The following is a 19,376-nucleotide window of genomic DNA, read 5'->3' on the forward strand; positions in this document are numbered from 1 at the left end:
GATCGCATGGCCTCCAAAGCCCCCCGCGAGAATATCGATGAGTCAAAGCTGACCCTGTCGAAGCCGAAAACGACTGCCGTCGGCCTTCCGGCTGTTGCAAACGCGTTGAAAATTTCTCTTGAGCAAATGGGCCCGCTGCGCAGCATCCAGACACTCCTGGCAGTCAACCAGGTTGACGGCTTTGACTGCATGGGCTGCGCCTGGCCTGAGCACGAAAAGCGCAATGCTGCCGAATTCTGCGAAAACGGCGCCAAGGCGGTGGCCGAAGAAGGCACGCGCCGCCGCGTCACGCCTGAATTCTTCGCGAAGCACTCCATTGCGGACCTCAAAACGCGGGACGACTACTGGCTGGGCCAGCAGGGCCGGCTGACGCATCCGATGCTCCTCGAAGAAGGCGCAACCCACTACAAGCCCATCGAATGGGGCGACGCTTATGAGCTCATCGCCCAAGAGATCAGGGACATGGAGCACCCCGACCAGTCGGTCTTCTACACATCCGGTCGGACATCGAACGAGGCAGCCTTCGCCTACCAGCTCCTCGTTCGGGGCATCGGGACGAACAACCTGCCCGACTGCTCCAACATGTGCCACGAATCGTCCGGCTCAGCCCTGGTCGAAACGATCGGCATCGGCAAAGGCTCCGTCAGCCTCACGGACCTGGAGACGGCGTCGCTGATTTTCGTGGCGGGCCAGAATCCCGGCACCAACCACCCGCGCATGCTCAGCGCGCTGGAGAAGGCGAAGAAGAACGGCGCTGTCATCATCTCCGTGAACCCGCTTCCCGAGGCCGGGCTTCTGCGGTTCGAGAATCCGCAGAACATTTCCGGCATGGTGGTGGGCACACAGCTGACTGACGACTTCCTCCAAATCCGCGCCGGCGGCGATCAGGCCCTCTTCCAGGGGCTCGGCAAGTACCTTCTCGAAGCCGAAGCGCAAGGGCGCAAGACCCCCGGCCTCCCCACCGTGCTGGACCATGAGTTCATCAAGGACCACACTGTTGGCATCGACGAATACCTGCGGTACCTCGAAAAGGCCGAATGGGACGACATCGTCGAAGCCACCGGACTGACGCTGGAACAGATCAAGTCCACTGGCGAGCGCCTGCTGGCCTCGAGCGCCACCATCGTCTGCTGGGCCATGGGCCTGACCCAGCACAAGCACTCGGTTCCCACCCTCCGCGACGTGGTCAACGTTCTGCTTCTCCAAGGCAACATCGGCAAGCCCGGAGCCGGTGTCTGCCCCGTCCGCGGCCACTCCAACGTCCAGGGCGACCGGACCATGGGCATTTTCGAGAAGATGCCGGAGAGCTTCCACGACCGGCTTGATCACGAGTTCCAGTTCCTGTCCCCCAGGGCGCATGGCTTCGACACCGTGGCCGCCATCCGCGCCATGCGGGACGGCAAGGTCCGCGTCTTCATCGGCATGGGCGGAAACTTCGTGCGGGCGGCACCGGATTCCGAGGTCACGGAACAGGCGCTGGCCAACACCCGCCTGACGGTGCAGATCTCTACGAAACTTAACCATTCCCACGTATCGACGGGTCGTCGTGCGCTGATTCTTCCGACGCTCGGACGCACCGAGAAGGACACCCAGCGCACCGGCGACCAGAGGGTAACCGTGGAGGACTCCATGAGCGCAGTCCATGCCTCCCGCGGACGCCTGAAGCCCGCCAGCGAGCACCTGCACTCCGAGGTGGCCATTGTGTGCAACATCGCCCACAAAATCTTCACCGGCAGCGACAACCTCCCGCTGCCCAATACCCCCAAAGCCGACTGGCCCGCCATGAAGGACGACTACTCCATCATCCGGAAACATATCGAAGCGGTCCTCAGCGGCTTTGAGAACTTCGAGGAGCGGATCCAGAACCCTGGCGGGTTCGTCCTTCCCCACCCACCCCGGGACGCCAGGAAGTTCGATACTGCTTCGGGCAAGGCCCGCTTCACAGGCAACGAACTGGAATTCATCAGGGTCCCTGCGGGTCGGCTGGTCCTTCAGACCTTGCGCTCCCATGACCAGTACAACACCACCATCTACGGCAAGGATGATCGCTACCGCGGCATCCACGGCGGGCGCCGCGTAGTCATGGTCAACGCGGACGACATTACTGAGCTGGGATTTGCTCACGGCGAGATGGTCCACCTCATCTCTGAATTCCAGGGGACCGAACGGCGGGCCGAAAACTTCCGCATCGTGTCCTACTCGACGCCCAAGGGTTGCGCGGCGGCCTACTACCCCGAAACCAACGTCCTCGTGCCGCTTGATTCCGTCGCCGACACCAGCGGCACGCCGACGTCAAAGTCGGTTATTGTCCGGCTGGAACGGGCCCACGCGTGAGCGCCGCCCTGACGACTGAAGCGACGGTTGCCAAAGGAGTGGACGGAACCAGGATCGAACGGGCTGTGGACTCTATTCCACCTGCGAACATCACCTGGTGCGGTGGACTGCGCCTGCCGGCAGCCCGCGCCGAGGCGCTGAGCCTGATTCCGGGCCGCTAAGAAATCTCTGGACACAGTCTCCCCGCTGCCATACGATGTAACTGATATATCTTTACTGATCGATAAAAAATATCAGTACACCACAGACACGATCAACGGAGAAACAATGTCTGATATCACTCAAGCCCAGGCCGTAGCCTCCGCGGGCGCGGCCGCCCAGAGCTGAACAGAACCGGGATGCCGCGCCCGCTGGCACGGCATCCCGGTGACAGCCTCCGTCCTCACAAAGGATGAGCTGTCCCGTTCCCGTGAATGGTGCTTCGGTGGCCTGACACCTGGGGAGGTATCCTCATCGAAGCACCGCTCTCGGGCAACGGGGCAGCACCGGCAACTTGCCGGACCAGTGCAAGGCAATCCAATACGGCAAGCCTGGCACCAGACCCCAGCACCGCCCCCCGCAGCCCAAGGAGTGTCCATGTCAGGAAACAGAGCCGTCGCCTACAAGGAACCCGGCGTCGTCGAAATCATCAACACCGACTACCCGACGTTCGAACTCAAGGACGGGCCGGGCGTCAACCCAGCCAATGTGGGCCGGAAAGTACCCCACGGCGCGATCCTGCGCACGGTAACAACCAACATCTGCGGCTCGGACCAGCACATGGTACGCGGCCGCACCACCGCTCCCCAGGACCTCGTCCTCGGCCATGAAATCACCGGCGAAGTGGTGGAAGTTGGTCCGGATGTGGAGTTCATCAAGGTAGGAGACATTGTCTCGGTACCTTTCAACATCTCCTGTGGCCGTTGCCGAAACTGCAAGGAACGAAAGACCGGCATCTGCCTGAACGTCAACCCGGACCGTCCGGGCAGCGCCTACGGCTATGTGGACATGGGCGGCTGGGTGGGTGGCCAGGCAGAATACGTGCTGGTCCCCTACGCCGACTGGAACCTGCTCAGGTTCCCGGACCGCGACCAGGCCCTGGAAAAGATCATGGACCTGACCATGCTCTCCGATATCTTCCCCACCGGCTTCCACGGCGCCGTCACCGCCGGAGTCGGCGTCGGGTCCACCGTTTACATCGCCGGCGCAGGCCCGGTGGGCCTGGCAGCCGCCGTCGGCGCACAGTTGCTTGGCGCCGCCGTCGTGATTGTCGGCGACATGAACGAAGACCGCCTGGCGCAGGCCCGCTCCTTCGGGTGCGAAACGGTGAACGTTTCCAACGGAGACCCGAAGGACCAGATCGAGCAGATTCTGGGCGTCCCCGAGGTGGATTGCGGCGTCGACGCAGTTGGATTCGAAGCCCGCGGCCACGGCAGGGATGCATCCCATGAAGCCCCGGCCACAGTGCTGAATTCCCTCATGGACATTACTGCGGCGGGTGGGGCCCTTGGAATCCCCGGCCTGTACGTCACCGGCGACCCGGGCGGGATCGACGAGGCAGCCAAGCACGGCTCCCTCTCGCTGTCACTGGGCACCGGATGGGCAAAGTCCCTGTCCTTCACCACCGGGCAGTGCCCCGTCATGTCCTACAACCGCCAGCTGATGATGGCCATCCTGCATGACAAGGTCCAGATCGCCAAGGCAGTAAATGCCAAGGCCATTCCGCTCGAGGATGCGCCCCGCGGCTACGCCGAGTTCGACGCCGGAGCGGCAACGAAGTTCGTGCTGAACCCGAACGGCTACGTCAAGGCCTAGCCCGCGACAGCGGATTTGCTGGGGCTGCAAGGCAACCACCACACAGGTGCAGGCCTTGCAGTCCCCGGTCCGCGCTGTCCTGCAACCAACATCCACTGCTTCAAGACATTCAGGAAGGCGGCATCGATGACCCCCCATGACACCGCCGTCAGCGCTCACGCTTCCCAGCACCTGCCTGTCCCCGCGCCGTCTCCCGCCTGGTCCGAAGCCCGGCAAATGGCCTTCGATTGCACCAGCCCCCTCCCGCCGGTGAACCTCCCCCTCGCGGCAGCATCCGGGCGCACGCTGACCCGGGATGTGACCGCGCTGCAAAACCTTCCGCATTATGCCTCTTCCGCAATGGACGGCTGGGCAGTAAACGGCAGCGGACCCTGGATCCTTGCAGAACCCGGACACGCGCTCTCCGCGGACCAGGCCGGCGTCATTGCCACCGGCGGACTTGTACCTGACGGTGCGGAGGCCATCCTCCGCAAGGAGAGCGGCCGTGTCTCCGAAGGTCCGGCCGGCAAGGCCCTCCTCACGCCCACTGCCGAGGCGAAACACGGCGAGCCGCAACTGGGTCAGCACATACGTCCGGCAGGCGAAGAAGCCGGAGCCGGTGACGTGCTCATCCCGGCCGGCACCATCCTCAACCCGGCCCACGTCGCCTTGGCGGCGGTGGCAGGGCATGACGAGGTGCAGGTCCAGGGCAAACCGGTGATCGCCATCGTACTCACCGGTTCCGAGGTAGTAACGTCGGGCGTTCCCGCTCCGGGAGAGGTCAGGGACACCTTCGGTCCGCAGTTGGGGACCGTAATTTCCCTGTTGGGCGGAATTCCCGGCAGCCCCCTCAGGATCGGGGATTCCTACGAAGAGTGGCTTGCGGCCCTTGCAGATGTTCCCGGACCTTCGGGACAACGAGCGGACGTGATAATAACCACCGGTGGTACAGGCCGGTCCGGAACGGACCATTTCCGGACTGCGGTGACCGCCTGCGGCGGGCAGGTGCTGCTGGACGGTATCGCCATGCGTCCCGGCCACCCCGCCGTGCTGGCCGAACTCCCGGACGGTCGATTCGTCGTCGGACTGCCCGGAAATCCGTTGGCCGCCATGATGGCCCTCATAACAATCGGGGCCCCGCTGTTGGCCGCACTTGGAAACAGGCCGCTGCACCCGGTCGATCACATTATCTCGGGCAATGACATCGGACCGGATGCGGGCCGGACACGTCTCATTCCCGCAAGAATTCTCCATGGGCTGGCGTTCCCCGCATCCCATACGGGCCCGGGCATGATGCGAGGCCTGGCATGGGCAGACTGCATCATGGCCGTTCCCCCTCGCGGGGCCTGTTCGGGCGAGCGGGTTCCTGTCGTGCCCTTGCCGTGGAGTTCCTCCGCCCTGGCAGCTTCCCTGCGGTGATGTGCCTGGCAGGCATGACGTCCACAACGGACGGACTCGGCCGCCCGAAGCTGTTGTCCACCATCGAGCGACGACGGGATACCCCACGGCACGCATGACACAGCGCCGAAAAACTCACCGCTTCCAGTTGGACGGATCGGCAACCGAATACCCGGTCCGGTTCAAGGAAGACGTCCTGGCGGCTGAGGAACCCCTGGAAATCCGGATCGGCGGCCGCTCTTTCGCCGTGACCATGAGGACCCCCGGAGATGATTTTGACCTGGTGGCCGGGTTCCTGGTCTCAGAGGGCATCATCCGCGGCCAGTCCGAACTCATTTCCCTGCGCTTCTGCGCCGGCGAAGCCGAGGGCCGGCAGACGTTCAATGTGGTGGAAGCCCAGCTTCGGCCGGATGTCGTCATGCCGGACACGATGCGGCACGTCTACACCTCCAGCTCCTGCGGCATCTGCGGCACCGACTCCATCGAGGCCGTCCGCAAGACCCTCCATTTCGACCCTGCGCAGGATCAGCTGCGGGTCCCTGTGGACGTTCTCGGCGAACTTCCCGGGCGGCTGCGTGCGGCACAGGCCGTATTCGACAAGACCGGCGGCGTCCATGCAGCCGAGCTCGTCCAAAAGGCGGCGCTTGCGGTCACCCGCCCGCACAAGCTGGCGGTTGAGGGCGACGAAGCGGGAGCAGCAGCCAACAAGATCGGCTAACACCTCACTGCCCCTTGGCTGGCCCTGCGCCAACCCGAACACCCCGCCACGGATCCTCCGCGGCGGGGTGTCCTGCGTTCCCCCACGATGTGCCGATTGAGGGGGCCAGTGCTGCGTCGGTCTAGGATGAAAGAAGATGTGGGAGCAGGGCGGCTGGAACCTCCGGGCTCAAGCACCCTGCATGGATAACGACACGAGGCACGATGGCCGCACACAATGACCCGGACAAGGACGCAGACGCACAGGCTGGGGGCGTCCAATCGGTGGACCGTGCCCTTCAGATCCTGGAAATCCTCGCCAGGGAGGGCGACGCTGGTGTCAGCGAAATCGCCGAGGAGATGGGCATCCACAAATCCACCGTGTCCCGGCTGGTGGGATCCCTGGTCGGCCGTGAACTGGTCCGCCAGAACAGCGAACGTGGAAAGTACCAGCTGGGCTTCGGCATCCTGCGCCTGGCATCATCCATCCCCGGCCGGTTGAGCGTAGTGCATGAGGCCAGGGAAGTCCTGGAGAGCCTCGCAGCAGAGTACAAGGAAACGGTCAACCTTGCCGTCCTGCGATCGAATTACGCGGTCAACGTGGACCAGGCCATGGGTCCGTCGACGTTGGCCACCTATGACTGGGTGGGCAGCCTGACGCCGCTGCACGCCACCTCAAGCGGCAAGGTGCTGCTCGCAGCACTGACAGCCGATGAAAGGGACGCGATCCTCAAGCGGATCGGCCTGCCTGCCCGCACTCCGCGTACCATCACCAGCCGTGCGGTGCTGGAAAAGCAGCTGCTGAACGTCGCCCGCGATGGCTACGCCGTCGTTAACGAAGAATTTGAGATCGGGCTGACCGCGATTGCAGTGCCGATCTACAACCACCTGGGCAACGTCATCGCTGCGGTGAGTATTTCCGGCCCGGCCTTCCGGTTCGCGCCGGAGGAACAGCCCGGGCTCATTGACGGCCTCCGCGAGGCAGGCCTGACCATCAGCGCCAAAATGGGCTACAGACGCCGGTAGGCCCCGCCCCGACGGGCCAGGCCTACCGCTTCCTCCAGGGACCTGGGAGCACCAAGCAGCCATCCTGCCTGCAGGTCGTCAGTCTCAGCCTCCAAGGAGAGGTCTTCGGCGGTGATTCCGCCAACGAGGCTCCCACCATCACAAGCGTCTCCATCGACGCTCCCTTCATCGCTTAACGCGCAACAAATAGCGTTATCCGCAACAGCGTGGTGGATGTCATTTCTGCTGTCAAGGCCCGCCTCAAGGCGGGAAATAGTCCCGCAATAGAACACGAACTCTTGACAATGCGTGTGAGCCACCGCACGCTGTTGCTTATGGCGATTGCAGTTGTTCAATACGGAACGTCGAAACGACGGTCGCACGAACCGAACCGCGACCGAACATGGGGTCATCACATGCACACGGCCTGCCCGTTTCATGCCTCACGGTTCAGCCTGCGCGAGGGGAGTGTCGACGCACCGTCGGCCAAGCTGCCTGTGCGCTCCCACGAAGTGACCGTCATCGACGGCAACACCGTCGCTAACCAGCGCCGCACCAACTAGGAGAGAACCGTGACCACCACCCTTGACGCCCGCCCGGGCGGCGCCGTTCCGGCCGCACTGGTCGAGGCCACCGCCGCACGTTCCGCACCCGGGAGCCGCACCGCAGAATTCGTCCTCACGCTGGCCTGCCCCGAACGGCCGGGCATCGTCCGGGCGGTCACCACTTTCCTCGCCGACCGCGGCTTCGACATCGTGGAGCATCAGCAGTTCGATGACCACATCAGCGGCAAACTGTACCTGCGTACCGCCTTCACGCGCAGCGGATCGGAAGCACGTGACCGGGCCGATCAGGACTTCACAGGCTCTGATCCCCAAACGCTCAGCCAGCAGACCAATGCGCTCCTTACAGCGGAGTTCGACCCGACGGCCGCCGAATTCGGTATGGATTTTGCCTTCCATGACGGCCGCCCGCAGCGTCTGCTGGTCATGGTCTCCAAGTTCGGGCACTGCCTCAATGACCTGATCTACCGCTGGCGGGCAGGCAGCTTGGGTGCCGAGATCGCCGTCGTGGTTTCCAACCACGAGGACCTCCGCCCCATGGCGGAAAACGCCGGGCTGCCGTTCATTCATGTTCCGGTGACCCCCGCAACCAAGCCGGAAGCCGAGGCGCGGCTGCTGGAACTCGTGGCCGAGTACGACGCGGACCTGGTGGTCCTGGCCCGCTACATGCAGGTGCTGTCCAACGACCTGTGCACCAACCTCCGCGGCCGCGCCATCAACATCCACCATTCGTTCCTGCCCGGTTTCAAGGGGGCCAAGCCGTACCACCAGGCCTATGACCGCGGTGTGAAACTGATCGGTGCCACAGCGCACTACGTGACCCCGGATCTGGATGAGGGACCGATCATCGAGCAGGAGGTCTTCCGCGTGGACCACAGCCTCGATCCGGACGCCCTCGTCACGGTTGGCCGCGACGCCGAATCGCAGGCCCTGTCCAGGGCTGTCCGGTGGCATTGCCAGCACCGCGTCCTGCTCAACAACACCCGTACCGTCGTATTCCGCTAAAGCACGCAAAGCCAGGAGAAACAATTCATGAGCGCATCACCACGCGTCGTCATCATCGGCGCCGGCATCGTCGGCACCAACCTCGCGGACGAACTCGCCACGCGGGGCTGGACCAACATCACGGTGGTCGAACAGGGGCCGCTGGAACTGGCCGGCGGTTCCACCTCGCACGCCCCCGGGCTGGTGTTCCAGACCAACCCGTCCAAGACCATGACCGAATTCGCCAGCTACACGGTGGACAAGCTGCTCTCCCTCAGCGCCGACGGAGTGTCCTGCTTCAACCAGCTGGGCGGGCTGGAACTGGCCACCACCGAAGCACGGCTCCAGGACCTGAAGCGCAAGCTGGGATACGCCACCTCCTGGGGCATCGAGGGCCGGATCATCGACCCCGACGAGTGCGAGAAACACTATCCGCTTCTAAACACCGGCTCCTTCGAGGACGGACGCACGGTCCTGGGCGGCCTCCACGTCCCCTCCGACGGCCTGGCCTCCGCGGCCCGCGCCGTCCAGCTGCTGATCAGCCGCACCCGCGAAGCCGGAGTGACCTACCTAGGCTCCACCGCCGTCACCGGCATCGAACAGTCCGGCGGCAAGGTCACCGGCGTCGAAACGGCCGACGGCGTGATCCCCGCGGACATCGTGGTGTCCTGTGCCGGCTTCTGGGGCCGGGAGCTCGGCAAGATGGCGGGCCTGAAGGTGCCGCTGCTGCCGCTCGCGCACCAGTACGTGAAAACCACGGCCCTGCCCGAGCTGAAGGGCCGGAACGAGCTGCCCAACGGTGCCCGCCTGCCCATCCTCCGCTACCAGGACCGGGACCTCTACTACCGTGAGCACGGCGAGCGCATCGGCATCGGCAGCTACGCTCACCGCCCCATGCCCGTGGACATGGCACAGCTGCCCCGCGTCGGCGCCGCCGAGATGTCCGACCACCGCATGCCCTCCCGGCTGGACTTCACCATGGAGGACTTCCTGCCCGCCTGGGAGGACAGCAAGGACCTCCTTCCGGCCCTGCGCGGCGCACAGATCGAGGACGGCTTCAACGGCATCTTCTCCTTCACTCCCGACGGCGGACCGCTGATGGGTGAAGCCCCTGACGTTGCGGGCCTGTTCGTGGCCGAGGCTGTCTGGGTCACCCACTCGGCCGGTGTTGCCAGGGCGATGGCGGAAATGCTCATCGAGGGCCAGTCCCGCACCGACCTGCACGGCTGCGAGCTCACCCGCTTCGAGGAGGTCCAGACCAGCGACGAGTACGTCAGCGAAACATCCCAGCAGAACTTCGTGGAAATCTACGACGTCCTGCACCCGCTGCAGCCCAAGGAATCCCCCCGGGACCTGCGCGTCAGCCCGTTCAACGTCCGGCAGAAGGAGCTCGGGGCGTTCTTCCTGGAATCCGCCGGCTGGGAGCGCCCGCACTGGTTCGAAGCCAACCGCGCGCTGCTCGAGGACCTTCCGGCCGAGTGGCAGGCGCCGGAACGGGACGCGTGGGCAGCCATGTTCTCCTCCCCCATCTCCGCGGCCGAGGCGTGGAAGACGCGCACCGCCGTCGGGCTTTATGACATGACGCCGCTGAAGCGGCTGGCCGTCACCGGCCCCGGCGCGCAGGCCCTGCTGCAACGGCTCAGCACCGGAAACATCGCCAAGAATCCGGGTGCGGTCACCTATTGCCTGCTGCTGGCGGACGACGGCGGTATCCGCAGCGATGTGACCGTTGCCCGCCTCGCGGAAGAACAGTTCCAGCTGGGAGTGAACAGCAACGTGGACTTCGATTACCTGCGCGTCGAGGCCCGCCAGCAGTCGGCCGCGGACCCTGCCCAGTGGGTACACGTCTCCGACATCACCGGCAGCACCTGCTGCATCGGGCTGTGGGGGCCGCTGGCCCGCGAGGTCATCGGCAAGGTCAGCTCCGATGACCTCAGCAACGACGGCCTGAAGTACTTCCGCACCAAGGAAATCTCGGTGGGCGGCATCCCCGTCACGGCCATGCGGCTCTCCTACGTGGGCGAGCTCGGCTGGGAGCTGTACACCACGGCCGAGTACGGGCTGAAGCTCTGGGACCTGCTGTTTGAAGCCGGGCAGGAGCACGGCATCATCGCGGCCGGGCGCGGCGCGTTCAACAGCATGCGGCTCGAGAAGGGCTACCGGCTGTGGGGCACGGACATGACCTCGGAGCACCACCCGTACCAGGCCGGCCTGGGCTTCTCGGTGGCCAAGGACAAGACGGGGTTCGTGGGCTGCGAAGCCCTGGCGGCCCGGAAGGAGCAGCAGCCGGACAAGGTGCTGCGGTGCCTGACCGTGGACGACGGCACATCCATGGTCCTGGGCAAGGAACCCGTGTACGTCAACGGGGTGCCTGCCGGTTATGTCACCAGCGCAGCGTTCGGCTACACGGTCCGCAAGCCGCTCGCCTACGCCTGGCTTCCGGCGTCGGTGTCCGAGGGCGACGCCGTGGAGCTCGAGTACTTCGGGAAGCGCGTCGCGGCCACGGTCACGGCCGAGCCGCTGTTCGATCCCGGCATGGAGCGGCTGCGCGGCTAGTTCGACGGCGGGTCAGGACGGCCACCCGCCGTCCTGGCCCTCTACTGCGCCAGAACGACGGCGACACACCGGCGAGCCCGGGGTGTCGCCGTCGTTCGCGGCTAAAACGGGGTCAGCTGGCCGCGTAGGTTTTGGCTTCACGCTGAATAAGCCGCGTGACTTTTTCGACCCGTTCAGACATATACGAGCCCACCTGGAGCCGGTCGCCGGGCCAGCTGGAGGCCTCCCGGGAGTCCTCGAGTGCCTTGGCCAGGGCCCGGGATAGGGAGTACACCTTCCACGAATGCTTCAGGTAGTGCAGTGCCCGCCTCTTGTACCCGGGGGCTTCCCGCAGCAGTCCGACGACGGCGCGCGCCAGGGCCTCGCCCAGCAGTTTCTCCCCGTTTTGAATTCTTTCCATGCGGACCTTCACCATCCCCGGCGCGCAGACTTTCTACCTGACCTTCCCTTCGAGTGTGGCTAAAGTGCCTCAGCATCCGCTCAAGGATGCTTGAGGATTCGCTCAAGTCCCGTCCACGGAGCTGACGGAGTATGTTGGGAAACCGACGAAAGGTGGATCCCCATGACGGAGCCGGACTGGGTTCAACACGCTATCTGGTGGCAGGTCTATCCGATCGGCTTCGTGGGCGCGGAACAGACTGCTGCAGAGCATTCGGCCGCCCAGGCGGGGCAGCCCGTGGCGCACCGGCTGGGCCAGCTGGTTCCCTGGCTCGACTACGTGCTGGAACTCGGTGCTTCCGGCATCGCCTTGGGGCCGGTTTTCGCCTCGGAAACCCACGGCTACGACACCACGGACTACTTCCGGATCGATCCCCGGCTGGGTGATGACGCGGACTTTGACGAGCTCATCGCCCAGTGCCATGCCCGGGGGCTGAAGGTCCTGCTGGACGGCGTCTTCAACCACGTGGGCCGCAGCTTCGGGCCGTTCCAGGGCGTGCTTACTGGCGGGCCCGGAGCGCCTGCCGCCTCATGGTTCCGCCTGCAGTGGCCGGACTCCGGGTGGTCGCCCGGGACCGAGCCCGGCTACGACGACTTCGAGGGCCACCACCACCTCGTGGCGCTCAACCACGGCGATCCCGGGGTGGCCGCCCTGGTCACGGACGTGATGAAGCACTGGCTGGGCCGGGGCGCGGACGGATGGCGGCTGGACGCGGCGTACGCCGTCCCGCCGTCGTTCTGGGCGCCCGTGCTGGCGGACGTGCGCCGGGACTATCCGGAGTCCTACTTCGTGGGCGAGTACATCCACGGCGACTTCGCCGCCGAAGTGGAGCGGAGCACCCTGGACTCGGTGACGCAGTACGAGCTGTGGAAAGCGGTCTGGAGCTCACTCAACGATGCCAACTTCTACGAGCTGGCCTCCGCCCTGGAACGGCACAACGGGTTCCTGGACACCTTCGTGCCGCTCACGTTCGTTGGCAACCACGACGTCACCCGCCTTGCCAGCAAGCTGAAAAACCCGGAGCAGCTGGCGCTTGCGCTCACGGTCCTGATGACCGTGGGCGGGACACCGTGCATCTACTACGGCGACGAGCAGGCCTTCCGCGGCATCAAGGAGGACCGAGCCGGCGGGGACGACGCCGTCCGTCCGGCTTTCCCCGCATCCCCCGCGGATCTGGCCGGGGACGGCTGGCCCGTCTACCACCTGCACCAAGAACTGATCGGCCTCCGCCGGCGGCATGCCTGGCTGCACACGGCACGCACCACCGTCCTGACCCTCAGCAACGAGCACCTCGTCTACCAGGTCCGTGGCGACGGCGGTACAGACGGTAGTACAGGCGACGGTGGTGCGGCCGACGGCGGTGCGCTGACGGTCGCGCTGAACCTCTCCGGCTCGCCGGCGGACCTGCCGCTGCCGTCCGGGTCCGGCGGGCTGCTGGCCGGGCAGGCCCGGCAGCACCCCGGTCACACCGTCCTCACCGTGCCCGGCTACGGGTGGGCCGTCCTCGGAAACAGCTAGCCCGCCGCGGGCCGGAGCGGGTACAACTAAGTCATGACAACCTCATCCCTGGTGCTCGGCCCCATGATCCGGTACGTGGATGAGACCTCGGCGAGCATCTGGGTGGAAACCCGGAGTGATTCCCCGGTCACCGTCCGGGCCGGGAACCGGAGCTGGGAAGCCCGAACCTTCGCTGTGCACGGCCACCACTATGCCTTGGTGGAGGCGGAGGGACTGGAGCCTGGAACGGTGCTGCCCTACACCGTGGAAATCAACGGAACACAGTGCTGGCCCGAGCCCGCCTCCGAGTTCCCGCCGCCGGTGATTGCCACGTTGAAGCCGGGCAAGCCGCTGCGCCTGGCGTACGGTTCGTGCCGCACAAGTGTCCCCCACGACGAATCCGGCAACCGGTCACACGGCGTCGACTCGCTCCGCGCCTACGCATTGGCGATGGCTTCGGGCGGCGATCTGCGGTGGCCGGATCTGGTGGCCTTCCTCGGAGACCAGGTGTACGCAGACCTCACCAGCGAGCAGATGCAGGATTTCATCCGGGCCCGCCGTGACATCGATGCACCGCCGGGCGAGGAACTCAAGGACTATGAGGAGTACGCCCACCTCTACTATCTGGCCTGGTCCGATCCGGCGAACAGGTGGCTGCTGTCCACCCTGCCCAGCGCCATGATCTTCGATGACCATGACATCCGCGACGACTGGAACACCTCACTCAGCTGGAAAAGGGAGATGGAGGCCACCTCCTGGTGGCATGGCCGGATTGTCGCCGGCCTCGCCTCCTACTGGGTCTACCAGCATCTGGGAAACCTCTCGCCGCAGGAACGTGCCGCAGATCCCGTCTGGAAGCGGATCTCCGGGCACACGGGCGGGGACGAGATCGATCTGAGCGCGGAGCTGGACAGTTTCGCGGACCGGGCCGACCGGGACCCGGAATCCTACCGTTGGAGCTACTGCCGGGATTATGGGGACACCCGGCTGATCGTGGTGGATTCGCGGGCGGCCCGGGACCTGGCGCCGGACCGCCGCGCGTTGGTGGACAAGGCGGAAATGGCCTGGCTGGACGGACGGATGCGCGGCGGATTCCGCCACCTGCTGGTGGCGACGTCGCTGCCCTTCCTGCTGCCGATGGGCCTGCACTACGTCGAGTCCTGGAACGAGGCCATCTCCCAAGGTGCATGGGGGAAGACCGCCGCCCGTGCCGGTGAGAAGCTGCGCCAGGCGGTGGACCTTGAACACTGGGGCGCCTTCCAGAACAGCTTCCGGGAAGTGGCGGTGATGGTCACCGACGTTGCCGACGGCAAACGGGGCCCGGCACCGGACACCATCGCCTTTCTTTCCGGAGACGTCCATTATTCCTACGTTTCAGAGGTGGAGCGCTCCTCGGGCAGCCGGATCATCCAGGCCGTCTGCTCACCCATCCGCAACCCGCTGCCCCGGCTCATGAGGTCCTTCGCCGCCATCATGTCCTACGGCCTGGCCACGCCGGTCGGCGCCCTGGTGGCCCGCTCGGCAAAGGTCCCCGACCCGCCGTTCCGCTGGTCCGGCGTCAAAGGGCCCTGGTTCGACAACAACCTGGCCAGCCTGGAGGTCACCCCGGAAGGGCTGGACCTGTGGTGGCAGACCGGCGTGGTGGACGGCGGGGACCACCTTCATCCCAGGCTCGAACGCGTGGCTTCCGTTACTGTGGCATCCCGGAGTCCGCAGGAGCGTGCGGCACGAAGCGGACGAACATCGCCTTGAAGCCCGGGGTGTTCGACTCCCTGGCCACGTTTTCCTTGTGGACCAGGGCGTTGGCCTCGGGGAAGTACGCCGCGGCGCAGCCCTTCGCCGTCGGGTAGGCCACGAGGCGGAACTTGTCCGCCTGCCGGTCGTTCCCGCGGAACGTGCTGACCACGTCCACCAGGTCCCGGTCCTTGAAGCCGAGTTCGGCCAGGTCCTCCGGATGCACCAGGATCACCCGGCGCCCGTCCGAGATGCCGCGGTACCGGTCATCCACGCCGTAGAACGTGGTGTTGTACTGGTCGTGGCTGCGGATGGTCTGGAGGACCAGGTGGCCCTCCGGCGGTGTCAGGTATTCCAGCGGGCTGACCGTGAAGCGTCCGCGCCCGATGTCCGTCTTGAAGGACCGTGTGTCGCGCGGCGGGTTGGGCAGCACGAAGCCGTTCTTGGTCCGGATCCGCTCGTTGAAGTCCTGGAAGCCCGGGATGACGCGGGAGATGTGGTCCCGGACCACGTCATAGTCCGCGGCCATGGCCTTCCAGTCCACCGGGTGGTCCTCGCCGAAGGTGGCGTCGGCCATCCGGGCGATGATCACCGGCTCCGCGAGCAGGTGGTCAGAGACCGGGTGGAGCCTGCCCTGGGTGGAGTGGACCACGGACATGGAGTCCTCCACGGACAGGAACTGGGCGCCGCCCGGGTGCTTGTCGTCCTTGTCCGTCCGGCCCAGCGTGGGCAGGATGAGCGAGGTGCGCCCGTGCACCACGTGGGACCGGTTCGGCTTGGTGGATACATGCACGGTCAGGCCGATGCGCTGCATCCCGGCCTCCAGGGTTTCGGTGTCGGAGCAGGCCAGCGAGAAGTTCCCGCCCATGGACACAAAGACGTCCACGTCGTCGCGTTCGAAGGCCTCCATCGCTTCCACGGCGTCGTAGCCGTGGCCGCGCGGTGACTGGATGTTGAACTCCTTGTCCAGTGCTTCGAGCAGCCATTCCTTCGGCTTCTCCCAGATGCCCATGGTCCGGTCTCCCTGGACGTTGGAGTGCCCGCGGACCGGGCAGGCGCCGGCTCCGGGCTTGCCGAAGTTGCCCTGCAGGAGCAGGACGTTGACCATTTCCTTGATGGTGTCCACCGAGTGCGGCTGCTGCGTCACGCCCAGGGCCCAGCAGAAGATCGTGGCCTTGGACCGGATCAGCATCCCGGCCACATCCTCAATCTGCTTCCGGGCCAGGCCGGTGGCCTTCTCAGTCTCGTCCCAGTCAAGCTCGCGGCGGGCCTCGCGGTACGCGTCGAACCCGTCAGTCTGGGCGTCAACGAAGGAACGGTCGACGACGGTGCCCGGGTTGCGTTCTTCCTCCGCCAGGAGCAGGTGGCCCAGCGCCTGGAACAGGGCCAGGTCCCCGCCCACCTTAATCTGCAGGTACTCGTCGGCAAGGGGCGTTCCGTGCCCCACCACGCCGGAGACGGTCTGCGGGTCCTTGAAATTGAACAGGCCGGCCTCAGGCAGCGGATTCACCGCCACCACTTTGCCGCCCTTGTCCTTGCACTCCTTCAGCGCAGACAGCATCCGGGGATGGTTGGTGCCTGGGTTCTGGCCGACCACGAAGATGAGCTCCGAGTCGTGGATGTCATCCAGTGACACGGTGCCCTTGCCGATGCCGATGGTCGGGTTCAGCGCGGAGCCCGAGGATTCGTGGCACATGTTCGAGCAGTCGGGCAGGTTGTTGGTGCCCAGGGCCCGCGCGAACAGCTGGTACATGAACGCCGTCTCATTCGCCGTGCGCCCGGAGGTGTAGAAGACGCAGCGGTCCGGCGTGCTGGCCCGGACGTGCTCCCCGATCAGCTCGAAGGCGTCCGCCCAGGAGATCGGAGAGTAGTGGGTTTCACCTTCGCGGATCACCACCGGTTCACTGAGCCTGCCCTGGTTGCCCAGCCAGTACTCCGTCTTCCCGGACAATTCGGCGATGGAATGCCTGGCCCAGAACTCGGCACCCACCGTCCTGAGGGTGTTCTCCTCGGCCACGGCCTTGGCGCCGTTCTCACAGAACTCGGCCGTCTTGCGTTTCTTGTCCGATTCGGGCCAGGCGCAGCCCGGGCAGTCGAACCCGCCGCGCTGGTTCAGCCGCAGCATCGAATGCACGGTCCGCGACACCCCTGCCTGGGACACGGCGCGCTCCAGCGCAACCATCACTGCCTTGACTCCGGCGGCTTCCTTCTTCGGAGCGTGGACTTCGAGGTTGTCCTCGTTGATGTCCTCGACCGGGGCGGGCTGCCTGCCGAACTTCAAAGGATTCACTGGTCCACCTTGGCCAGCGTTTCGCGCTCGGCCCCGATGGTGGTGTTGTCGCCGTGGCCGGTGCGGACCACGGTTTCGGCAGGCAGCGTCAGCAGCCGTTCGCGGATGGAGGCCAGGATGGTGGGGTAGTCGCTGTAGGACCTGCCCGTGGCACCCGGGCCGCCGTTGAACAGGGTGTCCCCGGTGAACACGGTGCTTTCGGACTCCAGGACGAAGCACGTGGAGCCCGGCGAATGCCCGGGGGTGTGCAGGGCGCGCAGCGTGGCCCCGCCCACCTGGAACACGTCGCCGTCCGCCAGCTCGCGGTCCGGTTTGACGTCCGGGTAGACCTGCTCCCACAGCACCAGGTCGTCAGGGTGCAGGTAGATCGGCGCGTCCACGGCCTCGGCCACGGCACGTGCCGCCCCGATGTGGTCGTTGTGGGCGTGCGTCAGCAGGATGGCCAGGACCTTCCGGCCGCGGACCTGGTTGATGATCGCTTCGGCGTCGTGCGGGGAGTCGATGATCACGCATTCGTCACCGTTCCCCACGATCCAGACGTTGTTGTCCACGTCCCAGGTGCCGCCGTCGAGCGAAAACGTTCCCGAGGTGACCAGGTTCTCGATGGTGACGCTCATACGGCCGCTTCTTCCTGGGCGGCCGCGGTGGCGGTGACGGTTTCAGCGCCCGGGTGGATTTCCACGACTGACCGCAGCACCTTGCCCTCATGCATCTTGCCGAAGGCCTCCTCCACCTGGTCGATGGTGATGCGTTCGGTCACGAAGGCGTCCAGGTCCAGGTTGCCCAGCTTGTAATGCTGCACCAGCATGGGGAAGTCACGGGACGGCAGGCAGTCGCCGTACCACGAGGACTTCAGGGATCCGCCGCGGCCAAAGACGTCCAGCAGCGGCAGTTCGAGCTTCATGTCCGGCGTCGGAACGCCCACCAGCACCACGCGGCCGGCGAGGTCGCGTGCGTAGAACGCCTGCTTGTACGTTTCCGGGCGGCCCACCGCTTCAATCACGACGTCGGCGCCCTTGCCGCCGGTCAGCGCCCGGATGGCTTCGATGGGATCTTCCTTGCTGGAGTCCACGCCGTGGGTGGCGCCCAGGGACTTGGCCATTTCCACCTTGTTGGCGTCGATGTCCACCGCAATGATGGTGGTGGCGCCGGCCAGCTTTGCGCCAGCGATCGCGGCGATGCCCACGCCGCCGCAGCCGATCACGGCCACGGATTCGCCGCGCTTGACCTCACCGGTGTTAATCGCGGCGCCAATGCCTGCCATGACACCGCAGCCGAGGAGCCCGACGGCGGCCGGATCGGCGTCGTCGTCCACCTTGGTGCACTGCCCGGCGGCGACGAGCGTCTTCTCCGCGAACGCCCCGATACCCAGGGCAGGCGACAGCACCGTGCCGTCCTCGAGCGTCATCTTCTGGGTGGCGTTGTGCGTGTCGAAGCAGTACTGCGGCTGGCCCTTGGCACAGGCACGGCATTCGCCGCACACCGCACGCCAGTTCAGGATTACCCGGTCGCCGGGGGCCACTTCGGTGACGTCCGGGCCGACGGCGCTGACCACACCGGTGGCCTCATGGCCCAGCAGGATGGGGAAATCGTCGGTGATTCCGCCCTGCTTGTAGTGCAGGTCAGTGTGGCAGACGCCGCAGGTGAGGATGTCCACCAGTGCCTCGCCCGGTCCGGGATCCGGCACCAGGATGGTCTCCACCGAGACCGGAGCGTTCTTTTCCTTGGCAATGACGGCTTTTACTTTGTGAACCATGATTCGTGTGTTCCTTTCCTGAGCCCGGAAGGACTCGTTGGCAACGGCACCCGTTGCCAATCTAGCTCGTTCAGCACGCCCAGCGGGGACATTGCATTCCCAAATTGCGCATTAAACAACACGATGCACATAACGCGTACTTGAAATATCGCAGTCGTCCCACGAGGGCGTCAAGGGATCTCCGCATTGATGAATTCATGCGCGGGAAGGGATCACAGCCTCACGCCGCAATCTGCAACCTGGTCACATTCAGTGCAACAAATCCGCGGCGGCGTGTCGCTCCCGCCCGAAGCTAGCCCAGGTCCACTCCAAGATAAAACTCCATAATTCCGAAACCCAGAGGTATTGACT

General features: G+C 65.5%; 14 protein-coding genes and 1 pseudogene. 11 read left to right on the top strand and 4 right to left on the bottom strand.

All coding sequences use genetic code 11. From position 1 onward, the window contains the following. Window positions 1-6 precede the first annotated feature (6 nt). The 9 genes and pseudogenes from Q8Z05_RS05565 to Q8Z05_RS05605 all read left to right on the top strand — a co-directional run bounded on the left by Q8Z05_RS05565 (window position 7) and on the right by Q8Z05_RS05605 (window position 11,309). Window positions 7-2,334: an FdhF/YdeP family oxidoreductase gene (locus tag Q8Z05_RS05565; protein WP_305942494.1), complete on the top strand. Its 2,328-nt coding sequence runs from the start codon at window positions 7-9 to the stop codon at window positions 2,332-2,334. Next, entirely contained in the window at window positions 2,331-2,495 is a 165-nt protein-coding gene (locus Q8Z05_RS05570; protein ID WP_305942495.1) for a hypothetical protein, read from the top strand. Before Q8Z05_RS05565 ends, Q8Z05_RS05570 begins: the two co-directional genes overlap by 4 nt. Before the next feature lie 415 nt (window positions 2,496-2,910). Further along, window positions 2,911-4,128, top strand: a complete 1,218-nt coding sequence (gene fdhA / locus Q8Z05_RS05575) for a formaldehyde dehydrogenase, glutathione-independent (RefSeq protein WP_305942496.1) — start codon at window positions 2,911-2,913, stop codon at window positions 4,126-4,128. Between the two features lie 126 nt (window positions 4,129-4,254). Further along, window positions 4,255-5,526 (top strand): molybdopterin molybdotransferase MoeA, encoded by a 1,272-nt coding sequence (locus tag Q8Z05_RS05580; RefSeq protein WP_305942497.1) that lies wholly within the window; start codon window positions 4,255-4,257, stop codon window positions 5,524-5,526. Window positions 5,527-5,620: 94 nt separating this feature from the next. Continuing rightward, window positions 5,621-6,133 (top strand): annotated as a pseudogene (locus tag Q8Z05_RS05585) (formate dehydrogenase accessory sulfurtransferase FdhD); the annotation flags it as partial. Between the two features lie 293 nt (window positions 6,134-6,426). Then, the gene (locus Q8Z05_RS05590) at window positions 6,427-7,227 is read left to right on the top strand and encodes an IclR family transcriptional regulator (protein WP_305942498.1); all 801 of its coding nucleotides are present in this window, start codon (window positions 6,427-6,429) and stop codon (window positions 7,225-7,227) included. Window positions 7,228-7,622: 395 nt separating this feature from the next. Next, on the top strand, window positions 7,623-7,769 hold the full coding sequence (locus tag Q8Z05_RS05595) for a hypothetical protein (protein WP_305942499.1): 147 nt from the start codon (window positions 7,623-7,625) through the stop codon (window positions 7,767-7,769). Window positions 7,770-7,778: 9 nt separating this feature from the next. Next, window positions 7,779-8,774 (top strand): formyltetrahydrofolate deformylase, encoded by a 996-nt coding sequence (purU, locus tag Q8Z05_RS05600; protein WP_371745933.1) that lies wholly within the window; start codon window positions 7,779-7,781, stop codon window positions 8,772-8,774. A gap of 27 nt (window positions 8,775-8,801) precedes the next feature. After that, a complete protein-coding gene (locus Q8Z05_RS05605; RefSeq protein WP_305942500.1) occupies window positions 8,802-11,309 on the top strand; it encodes a GcvT family protein in 2,508 nt (835 codons plus the stop codon). 112 nt (window positions 11,310-11,421) lie between these two features. Here Q8Z05_RS05605 and Q8Z05_RS05610 read toward each other — a convergent pair whose 3' ends face one another. Next, window positions 11,422-11,709 carry a hypothetical protein gene (locus Q8Z05_RS05610; RefSeq protein ID WP_305942501.1) on the bottom strand — a complete coding sequence of 96 codons (288 nt, stop codon included), beginning with the start codon at window positions 11,707-11,709 and terminating at the stop codon, window positions 11,422-11,424. A gap of 162 nt (window positions 11,710-11,871) precedes the next feature. Between Q8Z05_RS05610 and Q8Z05_RS05615 the strand changes: the two genes are divergently transcribed. Together Q8Z05_RS05615 and Q8Z05_RS05620 are read left to right on the top strand one after the other, a co-directional pair. Next, the gene (locus Q8Z05_RS05615; RefSeq protein ID WP_305942502.1) at window positions 11,872-13,266 is read left to right on the top strand and encodes an alpha-amylase family protein; all 1,395 of its coding nucleotides are present in this window, start codon (window positions 11,872-11,874) and stop codon (window positions 13,264-13,266) included. Window positions 13,267-13,299: 33 nt separating this feature from the next. Beyond that, on the top strand, window positions 13,300-14,997 hold the full coding sequence (locus tag Q8Z05_RS05620; protein ID WP_305942503.1) for an alkaline phosphatase D family protein: 1,698 nt from the start codon (window positions 13,300-13,302) through the stop codon (window positions 14,995-14,997). Here Q8Z05_RS05620 and Q8Z05_RS05625 read toward each other — a convergent pair. The 3 genes from Q8Z05_RS05625 to Q8Z05_RS05635 are packed head-to-tail and all read right to left on the bottom strand — an operon-like array spanning window position 14,936 to window position 19,025. Beyond that, a complete protein-coding gene (locus Q8Z05_RS05625) occupies window positions 14,936-17,260 on the bottom strand; it encodes an FdhF/YdeP family oxidoreductase (protein WP_305943492.1) in 2,325 nt (774 codons plus the stop codon). The genes Q8Z05_RS05620 and Q8Z05_RS05625 overlap by 62 nt on opposite strands. Before the next feature lie 5 nt (window positions 17,261-17,265). Beyond that, on the bottom strand, window positions 17,266-17,886 hold the full coding sequence (locus Q8Z05_RS05630) for an MBL fold metallo-hydrolase (RefSeq protein WP_305942504.1): 621 nt from the start codon (window positions 17,884-17,886) through the stop codon (window positions 17,266-17,268). Continuing rightward, complete coding sequence (locus tag Q8Z05_RS05635) at window positions 17,883-19,025, bottom strand: S-(hydroxymethyl)mycothiol dehydrogenase (RefSeq protein ID WP_305942505.1); 1,143 nt, start codon at window positions 19,023-19,025, stop codon at window positions 17,883-17,885. The genes Q8Z05_RS05630 and Q8Z05_RS05635 overlap by 4 nt, the downstream gene beginning before the upstream one ends. Window positions 19,026-19,376: the final 351 nt, after the last annotated feature.

It is taken from the genome of Arthrobacter oryzae, assembly GCF_030718995.1.
Classification (GTDB): Bacteria; Actinomycetota; Actinomycetes; order Actinomycetales; family Micrococcaceae; genus Arthrobacter; species Arthrobacter oryzae_C.